Annotated in this window: 15 protein-coding genes; 9 read left to right on the forward strand and 6 right to left on the reverse strand. The window is 72.1% G+C overall.

Annotated features, from left to right (window positions below):
* Positions 1 to 164: 164 nt before the first annotated feature.
* Positions 165 to 923, reverse strand: a complete 759-nt coding sequence (locus EV190_RS15070) for an SDR family oxidoreductase (protein ID WP_133742197.1) — start codon at positions 921 to 923, stop codon at positions 165 to 167.
* A gap of 117 nt (positions 924 to 1,040) precedes the next feature.
* On the opposite strand from EV190_RS15070, the gene EV190_RS15075 reads away from it, so the two are divergent.
* The 7 genes from EV190_RS15075 (at position 1,041) to EV190_RS15105 (ending at position 8,571) form a co-directional block, all read left to right on the forward strand.
* Entirely contained in the window at positions 1,041 to 1,640 is a 600-nt protein-coding gene (locus EV190_RS15075; protein WP_133742198.1) for a class I SAM-dependent methyltransferase, read from the forward strand.
* Positions 1,641 to 1,700: 60 nt separating this feature from the next.
* Complete coding sequence (locus EV190_RS15080; protein WP_133742199.1) at positions 1,701 to 2,246, forward strand: TrmH family RNA methyltransferase; 546 nt, start codon at positions 1,701 to 1,703, stop codon at positions 2,244 to 2,246.
* Positions 2,247 to 2,493: 247 nt separating this feature from the next.
* Positions 2,494 to 3,879 (forward strand): hemolysin family protein, encoded by a 1,386-nt coding sequence (locus EV190_RS15085; protein WP_133742200.1) that lies wholly within the window; start codon positions 2,494 to 2,496, stop codon positions 3,877 to 3,879.
* On the forward strand, positions 3,876 to 4,889 hold the full coding sequence (locus EV190_RS15090) for a hemolysin family protein (RefSeq protein ID WP_133742201.1): 1,014 nt from the start codon (positions 3,876 to 3,878) through the stop codon (positions 4,887 to 4,889). Before EV190_RS15085 ends, EV190_RS15090 begins: the two co-directional genes overlap by 4 nt.
* A gap of 220 nt (positions 4,890 to 5,109) precedes the next feature.
* Positions 5,110 to 6,204: a threonine aldolase family protein gene (locus EV190_RS15095; protein ID WP_133742202.1), complete on the forward strand. Its 1,095-nt coding sequence runs from the start codon at positions 5,110 to 5,112 to the stop codon at positions 6,202 to 6,204.
* Between the two features lie 668 nt (positions 6,205 to 6,872).
* Complete coding sequence (locus EV190_RS15100; protein WP_133742203.1) at positions 6,873 to 7,883, forward strand: NAD(P)/FAD-dependent oxidoreductase; 1,011 nt, start codon at positions 6,873 to 6,875, stop codon at positions 7,881 to 7,883.
* 46 nt (positions 7,884 to 7,929) lie between these two features.
* Positions 7,930 to 8,571 carry a class I SAM-dependent methyltransferase gene (locus tag EV190_RS15105; RefSeq protein WP_133742204.1) on the forward strand — a complete coding sequence of 214 codons (642 nt, stop codon included), beginning with the start codon at positions 7,930 to 7,932 and terminating at the stop codon, positions 8,569 to 8,571.
* 97 nt (positions 8,572 to 8,668) lie between these two features.
* Here EV190_RS15105 and EV190_RS15110 read toward each other — a convergent pair whose 3' ends face one another.
* Together EV190_RS15110 and EV190_RS15115 are read right to left on the reverse strand one after the other, a co-directional pair.
* Positions 8,669 to 10,060: a dihydrolipoyl dehydrogenase family protein gene (locus EV190_RS15110; RefSeq protein WP_133742205.1), complete on the reverse strand. Its 1,392-nt coding sequence runs from the start codon at positions 10,058 to 10,060 to the stop codon at positions 8,669 to 8,671.
* A 479-nt stretch (positions 10,061 to 10,539) separates the two neighbouring features.
* On the reverse strand, positions 10,540 to 11,154 hold the full coding sequence (locus tag EV190_RS15115; protein WP_133742206.1) for a TetR family transcriptional regulator: 615 nt from the start codon (positions 11,152 to 11,154) through the stop codon (positions 10,540 to 10,542).
* A 96-nt stretch (positions 11,155 to 11,250) separates the two neighbouring features.
* On the opposite strand from EV190_RS15115, the gene EV190_RS15120 reads away from it, so the two are divergent.
* On the forward strand, positions 11,251 to 12,132 hold the full coding sequence (locus EV190_RS15120; protein WP_133742207.1) for an SDR family NAD(P)-dependent oxidoreductase: 882 nt from the start codon (positions 11,251 to 11,253) through the stop codon (positions 12,130 to 12,132).
* 183 nt (positions 12,133 to 12,315) lie between these two features.
* The gene (locus EV190_RS15125; RefSeq protein WP_133742208.1) at positions 12,316 to 12,621 is read left to right on the forward strand and encodes a hypothetical protein; all 306 of its coding nucleotides are present in this window, start codon (positions 12,316 to 12,318) and stop codon (positions 12,619 to 12,621) included.
* A gap of 4 nt (positions 12,622 to 12,625) precedes the next feature.
* Here the strand turns inward: EV190_RS15125 and EV190_RS23440 are convergent, their stop codons facing one another.
* From EV190_RS23440 to EV190_RS15135, 3 genes are all read right to left on the reverse strand, one after another.
* Positions 12,626 to 12,772, reverse strand: coding sequence for a hypothetical protein (locus tag EV190_RS23440; RefSeq protein ID WP_166655466.1), 147 nt, complete (start codon positions 12,770 to 12,772; stop codon positions 12,626 to 12,628).
* Positions 12,773 to 13,092: 320 nt separating this feature from the next.
* Positions 13,093 to 14,160: a FecCD family ABC transporter permease gene (locus EV190_RS15130; RefSeq protein ID WP_133742209.1), complete on the reverse strand. Its 1,068-nt coding sequence runs from the start codon at positions 14,158 to 14,160 to the stop codon at positions 13,093 to 13,095.
* Positions 14,157 to 15,227, reverse strand: a complete 1,071-nt coding sequence (locus EV190_RS15135; RefSeq protein ID WP_133742210.1) for a FecCD family ABC transporter permease — start codon at positions 15,225 to 15,227, stop codon at positions 14,157 to 14,159. The genes EV190_RS15130 and EV190_RS15135 overlap by 4 nt, the downstream gene beginning before the upstream one ends.
* Between the last annotated feature and the right edge of the window lie 45 nt (positions 15,228 to 15,272).

Below are 15,272 nucleotides of genomic sequence, written 5' to 3' on the forward strand. Positions count from 1 at the left end.
CATCCACGTGAAGAGCCGGCCATATCGCACTGAACACCCCACGCGAAACACCCCGAAAACCCCAAGCCACCTGCCCGCGCCCCCGACCGAGACCGATTTCGGCCACCCGCGCGGCGACGGGGCCCGCCGCGCACCCCGCGACAGGCCCCGCACCGCCCCCGCGCCTACTCCACCCCCGCCGACAACGTCCTGCCCCCGTCCAACGTGAGCACCTGACCCGTCACCCACGACGCGTCCCCCGACGCCAGATACGCGATCGCCGCCGCCACGTCCTCGGGCTCCCCCAACCTCCCCAACGGATACCCGGCCGCCACCGCCGCCTCGTCCCCCGCGAACAACGCCTCCGCGAACCGCGTCCTGACCACCGCCGGCGCCACCGCGTTCACCCGGACCCCGTTCCCCGCCAACTCGTACGCCAACTGCTGCGTCAGGTTGACCAGCGCCGCCTTGCTCGCCCCGTACACCCCGATCCCCGGCGAAGGATGCAACCCCGCCAACGACGCCACGTTCACCACCGCGCCCCCGTGCCCCGCCATCCACGCGTGGTACACCGCCCGCACCCACGACGCCGCCGCGATCACGTTCACCTCGAAGATCTTGGCCATCGCCGCCTCGTCCACGTTCACCACCGCGTCGAACACCGGGTTCACACCCGTGTTGTTCACCAGCACGTCGATCCGCCCGAACGCCTCCAGCGCCCGCTCCACCACCTCCGCGCGATGCCCCGCGTCATGGGCCTTGCCCGCCACCCCCAGCGCCCGCCCGGCGCCACCCAGCCGCTCCACCGCCTCCGCCAGGGCCCCGGCCCCCCGAGCCGTCACCACCACCCGGCCGCCCTCGTCCACCACCCGGCGCGCCGTGGCGAAACCGATCCCCCGGCTCGCGCCCGTCACCACCGCGACCATGCCCTCGAAACGACCCACGACACAACTCCGATCACACCGCGGACAACCGACCGAACACACAATACCGACCAGTAGGTCTGCCGCCGAGTCCGGACCACCCCCACAAAAACCAACCCACTGATACCCTCACCCACCGTGACCTCGCACTACTTCAACCCCGACCCCACCACCCCCAGCCACACCACCACCATCAACCTCGTCCTCCCCGACCTCCACCTACGCCTGAAAACCGACCGAGGCGTCTTCTCCCCCGACAAAATCGACCTCGGCACCCGCATCCTCCTCGAAACCGTCCCCCCACCCCCCCAACACGGCACCCTCCTGGACATCGGCTGCGGCTACGGCCCCATCGCCCTCACCATGGCCAAACGCGCACCCCACGCCACCGTCCACGGCGTCGACGTCAACAACCGCGCCCTCGACCTCGCCCGCCACAACGCCCGAACCAACGACATCACCAACACCCACTTCCACCACACACCCCCCGACACCCCCACCGGCCCCTTCCACGCCATCTGGTCCAACCCACCCATCCGCATCGGCAAAACCGCCCTCCACACCCTCCTCACCACCTGGCTCACCCAACTCGCCCCCGGCGCACACGCCCACCTCGTCGTCCAGAAACACCTCGGCGCCGACACCCTCCACCGCTGGCTCGACACGACGATCCACCCCACCGAACGCGTCTCCTCCCGCGCCGGCTATAGAATCCTGCGCACCACACGGCACCCCTGACCTGCCGGATAGACTCGAAAACCAACACCAGCCCCACCGACCGCAAGGACCACACACCAGGTGAGCACGCAACTGCGCCCCACCGACGTCAAACGACTCAACCGCCAATGGCGCAGGCGCACCCACAACCGCGTCAGCCTCATCGTCGAATCAGTCACCCAACCGTTCAACCTCGGCTCCATCCTGCGCACCAGCGCCACCCTCGGCGTCGACACCATCTGGCTCACCGGCAACGCCATCACCCCCGACCACCCCCAGGTCGGCAAGACCGCGCTCGGCACCGACGCCAAGATCCACTGGGAGAAACTCGCCACCACCGGCGAAGCCGTCACCGCCGCCCGTGCCGACGGCTACCGCGTCGTCGCCATCGAACTCGCCCGCGACGCCCTCCCCCTGCACGACACCCCCCTCCCCGGCGACATCTGCCTCGCCGTCGGCGCCGAGGACCACGGCTGCTCCCCAGCCCTCCTCGCCGCAGCCGACGCCATCGCCTACATCCCCCAGATCGGCAGGGTCGGCTCCCTCAACGTCGCCGTCGCCACCGCCATCGCCATCGCCGAGACCCGGCGCCGCGAATGGCGGGAACCGGCCGACACCGACCAGTAGCCCCTCACCCCCGGCAACCGAACCCCTCTTCAAGAACAGGGTTCAACCACACCAAACGGGGGAACTTCTCAGCCTCAACGAACGTATTCACCTACACACCCACCCATCACCAAAAGAGAGAGGCAATGGACCCGTCCCGAAGTAGCGACAGCGTCCCCACCAGACGCTGCGCCCCCGACCTCGACGAACCCCCCTCACCTAGCCGCGCGCACACCGAGCCAGACCACTCCGAGGCGGTGTACGCGAAATGAGCATCATCCTCAACATCCTCCTCGGAGTGGTGGTGGTCCTCCTGATCACCGCGGCGACCGGCTACTTCGTCGCCCAGGAATTCGGCTACATGGCGGTCGACCGCTCCCGCCTCAAAGCCCGCGCCGCCACCGGCGACACCGGGGCCAAACGCGCACTCGACATCACCAACCGGACCTCCTTCATGCTGTCCGGCGCCCAACTCGGCATCACCGTCACCGGACTGCTCGTCGGCTACATCGCCGAACCCATGATCGGCTCGGGAATCGGCGAACTCCTCGGCGGCGCCGGCGTCCCCACCGGCATCGGAGTGGCCACCGGAACCATCCTGGCCCTCCTCTTCTCCACCGTCGTGCAGATGGTCTTCGGCGAGCTCTTCCCCAAGAACCTCGCCATCGCCCGCCCCGAACCCGTCGCCCGCTGGCTGGCCCTGTCCACCCGCATCTACCTGCGCGCGTTCGGCTGGCTCATCTGGCTCTTCGACCAGGCGGCCATCCTCCTGCTCAAGGCCATGCGCATCGAACCCGTCGAAGACGTCCAACACGCCGCGACCCCCCGCGACCTCGAACGCATCGTCGAGGAGTCCCGCGAGAGCGGCGACCTCCCCGCCGAACTCTCCACCCTCCTGGACCGCACCCTGGACTTCTACGAGCGCACGGCCGAACACGCCATGATCCCCCGACCCCAAGTCGCGTCCGTCGAAGCCGACGAACCCGTCAGCCGCGTCGTGGAACTCATGGCCACCGGCCACTCCCGGTTCCCCGTCCTGACCGACGGAGTCGACGCCATCGCCGGCGTCATCTGCCTGCGCGACGTACTCAACCTCGGCGAACACGACCTCGACACCATCCAGGTCGCCGACGTCGCCCGCGAAGCCGTCATGGTGCCCACCTCACTCCCGCTGTCGGGAGTCCTGGCCCAACTCCGCGACGCCCACGACGAGTTCGCCTGCGTCGTCGACGAGTACGGCGGACTCGCCGGAGTCATCACCACCGAGGACATCGCCGAGGAACTCGTCGGCGAGATCGCCGACGAGCACGACCCCGAAGACGAGGGCGAGGCCCGCATCGGCGACGACGGCAACTGGCTCCTGCCCGGAGCCCTCCACGTCGACGAGGTCGAACGCCTCCTCGGACACGACCTCCCCGACGGCGACTACGAGACCATCGGCGGACTCGTCATCAGCCGGCTGCGACGCCTCCCCGAACCCGAGGACCGCGTCACCGTCGCCCTGCCACGCCACCCCGGAGCCCACGACGACGACCCCGACCGGGCCGTCACCCTCACCGTCGAGAACGTGGACCGCCACGTCCCCGAAACCGTGCGCCTCGAACTCCACGAAGCCGCCGACCACAACGGGACCCACACCGAGGTGACCGCATGAGCGACCTGAACCCGTGGCTCGCCATGGGCATCTCCGCCCTCATCATCGCCCTCAGCGCCTTCTTCGTCGCCATCGAGTTCGCCCTCGTGGCCGCACGCCGCTACCGGCTCGAAGAGGCCGCCGAGACCAGCGCTTCGGCCCGCGCCGCGCTCAAGAGCGCCCGCGACCTGTCACTGCTGCTCGCCGGCTCCCAGCTCGGCATCACGCTGTGCACCCTGGCACTGGGCGCGATCACCAAACCAGCCGTCCACCACCTGATCGACCCGCTGTTCCACGGCTGGCTGCCCGAAGCGGTGGCCTACGCCGCCTCCTTCGTGGTCGCCCTGGTGCTGGTCACCTTCCTGCACCTGGTCGTCGGCGAGATGGCCCCCAAGTCCTGGGCGATCTCCCACCCCGAGAAGTCCGCCACCATGCTGGCCATCCCCATGCGCGCGTTCATGTGGCTCACCCGCCCCGCGCTCGTGCTCCTCAACGGGATGGCCAACTGGTGCCTGCACCGCGTGGGTGTGGAGGCGGTCGACGAGGTCGCCTCCGGCCACGGACCCGACGACCTGCGCGAACTCGTCGAGCACTCCGCCAAGGCGGGGTCCCTCGACCCGGAGCGCCGTGCCCAGCTCGCCACCGCCCTGGAGGTCAACTCCAGGCCGCTGCGCGAGATCGTCACCCCGAAGAACGAACTCGCCGGAGTCGGCCCCGACGCCTCCCTGGACGCCATCAAGCAGGCCGCGCGCGACAGCGGGCACCTGCGCCTGGTCGTGGGCGACGACGAGCCCTTCGGAGTGCTGCACGTGCGCGACGCGCTCACCAGCGGCCCCAAGACCACAGCCGCCGAACTGATGCGCCCGGTCCTGACCCTGGACGCCACCACCCCCATCTACGCGGCGCTGAGCATCATGCGTGAGAGCCGCACCCACCTGGCACTGGTGGAGGACGAGGAGAACCTGGTGGGTCTGGTCACCATGCAGGACATGCTCGACCAGCTGCTCCTGGCGGGAACGAACACCGGGTAACCGACCAGCCCGAACAACGGACCCGTGGGGCCCGGCGACCTGTCGCCGGGCCCCACGACGTCGGGAGACGAGTGGTATCCGTTCCCCCCGGTGATCTTGACCTTTTCGGGGTCTCAATCGTCTCTGAGACCCCGAAAAGGTCAAGATCACCGGGGAGAGCGCCAAGAAACGGACACCTTCCCCCGGCGAACCCCGGAAAACGGGACACTAGGGTGGGGCGATGACCGCTATGCCCGACCCGCGTCCGCGGGGATTCGCCTCCGACAACTACGCCGGCATCCACCCCGAGGTGCTCGCGGCGATCGCCGACGCCGACCAGGGCCACGCGGTCGCGTACGGCGGCGACGCGCACACCGCGCGCCTGCGGGAGGTCCTCGCCCGGCATCTCGGCGGCCCCGTGGACGTCTTCCCCGTCTTCAACGGCACCGGCGCGAACGTGACGGCGCTGCAATCGATGCTGCCGCGCTGGGGAGCGGTCGTCACCGCGGCCACCGCGCACATCAACGTCGACGAGCAGGGCGCCCCCGAGCGGATCGGAGGCATGAAACTGCTGACCGTACCGACCGACGACGGCAAGCTCACGCCCGGGCTCATCGACCGCGAGGCGTGGGGATGGGGCGACGAGCACCGCGCTCAGCCGCTCGTCGTCTCGATCACGCAGTCGACCGAACTCGGCACCGTGTACACGCCGGACGAGATCCGCGCGATCACCGACCACGCGCACGGGCTGGGCATGCGCGTGCACGTCGACGGAGCGCGTCTGGCGAACGCCGCGGCAGCGCTCGACCTGCCCCTGCGCGCCTTCACGCGCGATGCGGGCGTCGACGTGCTGAGCCTCGGCGGCACCAAGAACGGTGCGATGCTCGCGGAGGCCGTCGTCGTGCTGAACCCCGAGGCGTCCGCCGGACTCACCTACCTGCGCAAGCTCAACATGCAGCTCTCCTCGAAGATGCGCTTCCTCTCGGCGCAACTGGTGGCCCTGTTCGACGGCGACCTCTACCTGCGCAACGCCCGCCACGCGAACGCGATGGCGCGGCGCCTGCGCGCGGGCGTCGAGGCGGGCCTCGCGGACGGCTCGGTCAGCGGCGTGCGCTTCACCCGCGAGACGCAGGCCAACGGCGTGTTCGCCGTCCTGCCCCCCGGAGTCGCCGACCGGCTGCGCACGGACTTCCGCTTCTACGACTGGGACGAGTCGACAGGCGAGGTTCGCTGGATGTGCAGCTTCGACACGACCGAGGAGGACGTCGACTCGTTCGTCGAGGCCATCGCGCGAGAGACGTCGTCACGGGGCCTCGCCGCCGCTTCGGGTCGGTGAACCGGCACTCCGTCATGGTGCGGCCGCAGTGCTCGACGGAGCGGTACCGGCTGTTCCCGGCCGGGAAGGCAACGGGACAGCCGTCATCGGTAGGCGGTGATCCTGGCGTGGGGGCGGCTGCCACCCGCCGCCCCCACGCCTCGGAGCAGGGGGTCCTCCCCCGAGGCAAGCCCGATTCGCGTGTTTTGGGGGATTGGTGGCTTGCCACTCCGACTTTTTTTGTTTTCTGGGTCGTTTTTTATTGAAAAGAATCGACTTCTTTACGTTGTAGATTTTTAGTATCCGAAGCAGGAGGGGGACTCGCGCGAAGACGCCCGGACGCGGGCCGGCGGCCTCCTTCCGCAGGAGTCTCGGGCGCGAAGGCGAACGGGTGGGGCGGCCGGGGTCCGGCCGGTCGCCGCGTGGTGTTCGCGGAGCGACGGCGGCGCGGACGCGCGCCGCTCCCCTGCCCCGGTCCGGGCCCGGCGCGGACGCCCGCCCACGCACCCGCGCGGGACGCCTTTCTCGCGAACCCCCCGTGGCCTCCGAAGGCCCGCTCGGGTCTCCGATGGTCCGGACGCCCGCCCTCCATCGCCCTTCTTGCCATAACGGCAAAGATATTTGTCATCTCGGCGAGCCGGGCGGATCATCTCCGGTGAGACGTAGGACGCGAGACGGAGGTACTTCACATGACGGTCCGGAAGGAACAGAACGCGGCCGCCGCCCCCTCGGAGGGGGAGCGCCGCTACGACGTCGTGGTCGTCGGCGGCGGAGCCGCCGGACTGGGCGGGGCGCTGACCCTGTCCCGGGCGCGGCGCTCGGTGCTGGTGGTCGACGGCGGCGAGCCGCGTAACGCCCCGGCGTCCGGCATCCACAACTACCTGGGACGGGAGGGGACGCCCCCCGGGCAGCTGCTCGCCGCGGGCCGGGAGGAGGTGGCCGGCTACGGCGGCGAGATCGTCAAGGGCGACGTCGTGTCGGCCGAGCGCCTGGAGGGCGGCGGTTTCCGCGTCGTGCTCGCCGACGGGACCGCGGTCGCGGCCGCCCGGCTGCTGGTGACCACCGGCCTGGTCGACGAGCTGCCCCCGGTGCCCGGGCTGGCCGAGCGGTGGGGCAAGGAGGTCCTGCACTGCCCGTACTGCCACGGCTGGGAGGTGGGCGACCAGGCGATCGGCGTCCTGGCCACCGGCCCGATAGCCACCCATCAGGCTCTGCTGTGGCGCCAGTGGAGCGAGGACGTGACGCTCTTCCTGCACACCGCGCCCGACCTCGGCGACGAGGAGTACGAGAAGCTCGCCGCTCGCGGCATCGCCGTGGTCGACGGCGAGGTGACCGGGGTGGAGGTGACCGACGACCGGCTCACCGGCGTGGTCCTGGCCGGGGGCCGGGTCATCCCCCGCCAGGCGCTCGTGGTGGCCCCGCGCTTCACCGCCCGCGCGGGCCTCCTCGCCGGCCTGGGCCTCGGGACGGTCGAGCAGGAGATGAACGGGCACGTGATGGGTGAGCACGTCCCCGCCGACCCGACCGGCAGGACCGAGGTCCCCGGGGTGTGGGTGGCCGGGAACGTCACCACCCTGACCGAGCAGGTCATCGGCTCCGCCGCCGCGGGCCTGCGCGCCGCGGGCGCGATCAACGCCGACCTGGTCGATGAGGAGACCCGCCTGGCCGTCGCCGCCCGCCGCGCGCCCGTCGCCGGATGACCGCGCACGACACCCGCCCGACACCGAGACGAAAGAGGAAGAACCGATGACCGAGACTCCAGACGACACCTCGGCCGAGGCGCACTGGGACGCCCGCTACTCCCAGAACCACCGGATCTGGAGCGGCGCCCCCAACGCCGCGCTGGTCCGCGAGGCCGCCGACCTGAGACCGGGCAGGGCCCTGGACCTGGGAGCCGGCGAAGGCGCCGACGCGATCTGGCTGGCCCGGCGGGGGTGGCGGGTCACCGCGGTCGACGTCTCCCAGGTCGCCCTGGACCGGGCGGCCGAGCACGCGGCGGAGGCGGAGGTCGCCGGGCTCGTCGACTGGCAGCGGCACGACCTCGCCACGTCCTTCCCCTCGGGCGTCTTCGACCTCGTCTCCGCCCACTTCCTGCACTCCTTCATCGACATGCCGCGCGAGCGGATCCTGCGGACCGCCGCCCTGGCCGTGGCCCCCGGCGGGGTGCTCCTGGTCGTCGGGCACGCGGGGTCTCCCTCGTGGGCGCCCGACTCCCACGCCGACATTCACTTCCCCACCCCTCAGGAGGTGCTCGAATCCCTCGAACTCCCGCAGGGGCAGTGGGAGGTGCAGCGCTGCGAGGAGTACCGGCATCCCATGACCGATCCCGACGGGCGGCCCGGCTTCCGCCCGGACAACATCCTCAGGCTCCGCCGCCGGGACGGTTGAGCCCTCCCGGGGCCGCCGCCCGGACCACCACCACGGTCCGGGCGGCGGCCCCGGCCTCTTTGTCCCCCGGGAGGCCCGCTCCCGCTGTGCTGCCCCCTCACGGCTCCCCCGGGGCGCGGCCGCTCCCGTCGAGGGCGTCCAGCGCCTCGCTGATCGCGCGGTGGAAGGTCGGATAGGCGTAGATCATCGACCGGAGCCGGCCGGTGGGCACCCCGGCGTGCACGGCGACCGCCAGCGCGCCCAGGACCTCCCCGCCGCAGGGCCCCGCCGACGTCGCGCCCACGAGGACGCCGGTGTCGGCGTCCTCGACGAGCTTGACGAAGCCGTCGTTGCCCGTCCCGTGGATCCAGCCGCGCGTGGATGAGGGGACCCGCGTGGTGCCCACCCGCGCGTTCACGCCCTTCCGGCGCGCCTGCGCCTCGGTCAGCCCGACCGCGCCGATCTCGGGGTCGGTGAAGGTGACCCGGGGCAGCGCGTGGTACCGGGCGCCCTCCACCTCCCGGCCGAGGATGTCGGCCGCGGCGATACCGGCCTGGTAGATCGCCACGTGCGTGAACGGCCCCTTGCCGGTCACGTCCCCGACCGCCCACACGCCCGGCGCGACGCGCATCCGGTCGTCCACCTCGACCGCGCGGGCGTCGGGGTCCAGACCGATCTCCCCCACCCCCAGGTCACGCAGGCGCGCGCGCCGCCCCGTCGCGACCAGCACCCGCCGGGCCCGGACCGGGCCCCGGTCCGCGTTGACGGCGAACCCGCCGTCGTAGCGGTGGACGCGGTCGATTCGGGCGTTCGTGCGCACCGTGACCCCCTCCTCCTCCAGCACTCCGGCCAGCAGCAGCCCGGCCTCGGGCTCCTCCGTTCCCAGCAGCCGGTCGGCGGCCTCCAGCACGGTGACCCGCGCGCCGAAGCGCGCGTAGACCTGGGCCAGCTCCAGTCCCACGGCGCCGCCGCCGATGACGCACAGCGACTCGGGGACCTCGGCGGCCTCGATCGCCTCGTGGTTGGTCCAGTACGGGATGTCGGCGAGTCCGGGGATCGGCGGCACGCTGGGCGTCGTTCCCGTCGCGACGACGATCGCGCGGCGGGCCTTGAACCCGTACTCCCGGTCGCCGGTGACCCCGACGGTGTCCGCTCCGGTGATCCGGCCGCGGCCGCGCACCAGGCGGCCGCCCTTCGCGACGAACCGGTCGGCGGCGGCCTTGTCGTCCCATCCGCTGGTGGCCTCGTCGCGGATCCGGCGGGTCACCGGCGCCCAGTCCGGGCGCACGTCGGCGCCGCCCGCCAGCGCGGGCACCCGCCGCGCCTCGGCGAGCGCGTCGGCGGCGCGGACCATCATCTTGCTGGGGACGCACCCCCAGTAGGGGCACTCGCCGCCGACCAGGCCGGCCTCCACCCCCACGACCGAGAGCCCGGCCTCGGCCAGCTCGCCCGCCAGCGCCTCCCCGCCCGGCCCCATCCCGATCACCACGACGTCCACCGATTCGACCATCGCTGCCGCTCTCCTTACTCTCCGGTGCTCTCCACGAGAAGACCTCGGACCGCGGGCGGGTGCCCGCGTCGCCCGTCCCCACTGCCCCGGACCGGGGCGGGGCCACATCGAGGCGTGTCCGGATCACGACCGGGACGGAACAGGGGGTCGAGGAGGATTACTGCAGGATTTAGGGAGTTGCCGGCGCGGGGGGTGGTTCGGCGTGCCGGTGCTTCGGGCGGGTTTTTCGGCCTCATGCCATGCGGACCACGAGGTGACGGCGGACGGCGACGGCGGGTGCGGGCCGGGGCGCGCCCATGATGTCCGTCGCGTGAGGGTTCCGTTGACGGTCTTGGGCTTTCTGCCCTTCCCGGCCCCGAAACGGGCAGAAAGCCCAAGGCCGTCAACAAAACCACCGGTGCTTCGGGTGCTTTTCGGCCTCATGCCGTGCGGACCGCGAGGTGACGGCGGACGGCGACGGCGGGCGGGGGGCTTGTGGTTCACTCGGCGGGCTTCGCCCTGCGCTCGCCCGGACGCAGAGGGTGCACGGCATCCATCGCCGTGTCGAGCAGTGCGCTGAGCGGGCGATCCTCGCCGGGTCTCAGCCACTGGTCCTGCGCCGAGTGCAGACAGCAGATCGCGGCCCCGGCCAGGGCCCGGGAGACGAACGCGGGTTCGGTGGTTCCCTGGGGAAGCCGGTGCGCGAGGGCCTGCGCGATGCCCTCCTGCCAGCTCGCTTCCTTGCCTCGCTGCAGGTCCGGGCGCTCCAGCATCAGCCGTGCCAGCGCCGCGGCGCGCGGGTCGGCCTCCGCCCTGGCGAGCAGGGGTGCGAACGCGTGCCTCAGGCATGCCCAGGGGGCCTCGCCGGCGGGGCGCTGGGCGAGCTCCTCGGCGATGGCGCGGCCGATGGCCTCGAGCGCACCGGCCAGGGCCTCGTCCTTGCCGGTGAAGTAGCGGAAGTAGCTCCGGCGGGAGATCCCCGCAGCCTGCGCGATCTCCTCCACCGTGGTGGAGTCGAAGCCCTTCTCCAGAAACAGTCCCATGGCGGCCTCGGCGATCTCACCGCGCACGGCGCGCCTGGTTCTCTCCCGAAGACTCACTTGTGCCTCATCCATCCCGCCATGCTACCCTCACGAGTCGGAACTGGCACTCAAGTGCCATTTAAGACATCCAAGGGCCACCTGGTGGCCGGATCGAGGAGAGGCGCTCACATGGCCGGACGAACGATCGTCATCACCGGCGGCTCGGACGGGATCGGCGCGGAGGCCGCCCGCCAGATCGCCCGCGCACGGCCCGACCACAGACTGATCCTCGTGGGCCGCTCCGCTCACAAGACCGCAGCCGTCGCACGCCAGGTGGGAGCAGAGCACTTCCTCGCCGACTTCACCCGGTTGGAGGACGTGCGCCGGCTCGCGGCGGACCTGCGCGGGGCGGTGGACCGCGTCGACGTCCTGGCCAACAACGCGGGCGGTATATTCGGACGGCGCACCGTGACCGAGGACGGCAACGAGAAGACCTTCCAGGTCAACCTGCTGGCCCCGTTCCTCTTGACCCACCTGCTTCTCGACCTGCTGCAGGCCGGGGACGGGGCCGTGGTGAACACCTCCAGCGCCTCGGCCAGGTTCGTCGGCAGGGTCGACGTCGACGACCTCAACCATGAGAGGTCCTACGCGCCGATGCGGGCCTACGGAGATGCCAAGCTGGCGAACATCCTGTTCGCCCGCGGGCTCCACGCCCGCCACGGCGGCAACGGGATCAACGCCGTCGCCTTCGATCCCGGAAACGTGCGCACCGGGTTCGGTGCCGAGAACAACGACGTGCTGACCCGGCTGCTGTACCGCACCCCCCTTTCCCGCGTCGCGCTCATCCCGCCGGGGAAGGGCGGGTCGAACCTCGCCTTTTTCCTGACCGGGCGGCCGGGGACGTCCTGGGAGCCGGGCCGCTTCTACGCACAGACCAAGCCCGCGAAGCGCCGACAGACCAATCCCCAGGTCGGGGACGACGTGCTCGTCGACGCCTTCTGGCGTCGAACGTGCGAGCTTCTGGGGATCACCGACAGCCCCGACGGCTCCCACGGACGATCCAACGCTTGACAGTGGGCCCGAAGCAGATTTCCCGGGTCGTTCCACGGTGGGCTCGGCGGGAGCGCCCGGGCAGCGCAGGAGAGACCGGTGCCCTGATTCTGGAAACACACGGACCGGGCGGCCCCGCACCCTCGACCTGCCGGCCGGTCTGGCGGGCCTGCCGCCTTCACCAACCGGCTCTGCCGCACGGCGTTGGCCGCGCTGGACCCGCTGCTGGGCGCGGAGTTGATCAACGCCCACGGTGAGGGCACCCGCAAAAGGGACCTCGACGTACTGATCCCCGTCGCACAGACGGAACTGGCGTTGGCCTCACCCGAAGGTGTGGACGGCGTCGCCGACTCCATGATCACCCTGGCCGCCGCGTTGGAGGAGCTGTTCACCCGCCTGGGCGAGACCACCGACACCGACCAGGGCCGGGCCGTAGGTGTGTGCCGGGCCACGGCCTCCGAGCCGTGGTCGGCCTACGGCGACGGCGGCGACGGCGACGGCGGCTGGTAGCCCCTCACAGGTGGGTGTGGCGTTCCTCGGCGCGGGTGATGACCACGGCGGTGGACATGCCGGGAAAGTGCACCGCGCAGCACGCGCACACCGACACGGTCAGCTCGTCGGCGGTCGCGGCCCTGGGCTGGGTCCGCCACCGCGCCGGCACACGAGCACGAAGAGCCGTCAGTGTTACTGGACGACGGTGAGCGCGTCCTCGGCGGCGGCCTTGTCGGCCTCGGTGGACAGGGCCCGCGCGCTGAACGCGCTCACCACCGACCGGTGGACAGGCCCGGGAGGGCCTACCGCTAAATCCTGTGGTAATCCCTTGGCCCCCGACAGGCCGTGGTGGCGGGGGCTTTCCGGGCGGCTTGGGTTCGGTGGGGCGGGACGACGGATTGTGGTGATGACACGACTCCGGGCTTTACATCGTAGATTCATTGAATCGGGCGAGGCTCCGGACGGCGTTCCGCGCGGGCCCCGCCCCCGTTACGGCCGTCCCCCGCGCCGTTGGGAGGCCAGCAGCCAGACGAAGTAGAGGCCGCCCAGCAGCCCGGTCGCGGTGCCGACCGGGAGCTGGTCGGCGACCAGGACCCGCTGCTGCACCGCGAAGTCCCCGGCCACCAGCAGCAGGGCGCCCATGAGCGCGGTCGGCACCAGCCCCGGACCGCTGGAGCGGGTGAGCCTGCGGGCGAGCTGGGGCGCGGCCAGCGCCACGAACAGGATCGGCCCGGTCGCCGCGGTGGCGATCGCGGACAGCAGCACGCTCACCACGACGAGCGCCAGGCGGGCGCGCTCCACACCGACCCCCAGCGACCTGGCCGTGTCGTCGCCCATCTCCAGCATGGTCAGCGCGCGCCCGTGGTGCAGGGCGATCGGCAGCAGGACGGCCAGCGCGGCGCCGACCGCCAGAGCCTGGGGCCAGCCCCGCCCGTTGACGCTGCCGACCAGCCACGCCTGGGCGGCCAGCGCGTCCTGCGGCTCGGCCCGGGTGATGAGGTAGGAGTTGACCGCCAGCGTCATGGCGCTGATCCCGATGCCGACCAGGACGAACCGGGAGCCGCGCACCCCCCGGGTGAAGGCCAGCAGGTAGATCGCGGCCGCGGTGGCCACGCCGCCGACCAGCGCCCCGGCCGCGATCGCGAGCATGCTCCCGCCCGTGACGACGATGACGGTCAGCGCCCCGGTCGCCGCCCCGTTGGTGAAGCCGATGATGTCGGGGCTGCCCAGCGGGTTGCCCGAGAGGCGTTGCAGCAGGCCCCCGCTGACCGCGAGCGCCGCGCCGACGAGCAGCGCGGTCAGCAGCCGCGGCAGCCGCAGGGTGACGACGATGAACGCGTGGCCGGGGTCGCCCCGTCCGGCCAGGGCGGCGAGTACCTCGGCGGCCGAGAGCCGGAACTCCCCCGTGGCCAGGGCCAGCGTGCCCAGCGCGGCGAGGGCGGCCAGCAGCACCGCGCACACCGCGGCCGACCGCGCGTCCACGCGCAGCGACAGCCGGTCCCCGGCGCGCAGGGGGTACCCGGTGGCGCCGCCCCGGGCTCCCGGCGGCGCGCTCACGGGGCGGCCACCCGGCGACGGCGGCACAGCGCGATGAACACCGGGGCGCCCAGGAACGCGGTGACGATCCCGACCTGCAGTTCGCCGGGCGCGGCCAGCGCGCGCCCCGCGACGTCCGAGCCCAGCAGCAGGACCGGCGCGAGCAGCATGGAGTACGGCAGCACCCACCGCTGGTCGGGGCCCGCGACGAAGCGCGCGACGTGCGGGACCGCCAGGCCCACGAACCCGATCGGACCGGCCGCGGCGGTGGCCGCCCCGCACAGCAGCACCACCGCCCCCACCCCGAGTCCCCGGACGAGGCCGACGCGGGCGCCCAGCGCCCGGCCGAGCTGGTCGCCCATCGCCAGCGCGTTCAGCGGCCGCATCAGCGCCAGCGCCAGCAGGGTGCCCGCCGCGGCGAAGGGCAGCACCGGAAGCAGCACGTCCGTGTACCGTCCGGCCAGCGACCCGATGTTCCAGAAGCGGAACCGGTCGAAGGCCCGCGGGTTCAGCAGCAGGACCGCGGTGTTGAACGAGAACAGCACCGCGGTCATCGCCGCTCCCGCCAGCACCAGCCGCTCGGGGGTGGCCGCGCCGGGGCCGGCCGAACCCAGGAGGTAGACCAGGACGGACGCCGCCGCCGCGCCCAGCAGGGCGCACCAGACGTACCCGGTGACGGTGGACAGGCCCAGGAACGCGATCGCGGCGACCACCCCGGTGGAGGCGCCCATGTTCACGCCGAGCAGGCCGGGGTCGGCCAGCGGGTTGCGGGTCAGCGCCTGCATCAGCGCGCCCGCCAGGCCCAGGGAGACGCCCACCAGCACGCCGAGCAGGGTGCGGGGGATCCGGTAGTCGTGCACGATGACGGCGGCGTCGGAGCCGTCGTGGCGCCACAGCAGGCTCCACGCCGTCGTGAAGGGGATCTCCCTGGCCCCCACCGCGACGCTGAGCACGACGACGACCCCCAGCGCGGCGGCCGCGGCCAGCAGTCCGAACAGACGCAGCGTCCGCCTCCTCGCCCTGGCCGCCCGCTGGCGCGCGGTTCCCTCCTCGGCCGTCTCCGGCGGCGCAAGGGCGGTGATCGACACCGGCGACCTCCTGGCTGGAGGGCACGAGGGCCCACGCGGGTCTAA

It is taken from the genome of Actinorugispora endophytica, from assembly GCF_004363075.1.
GTDB classification, from domain to species: domain Bacteria; phylum Actinomycetota; class Actinomycetes; order Streptosporangiales; family Streptosporangiaceae; genus Actinorugispora; species Actinorugispora endophytica.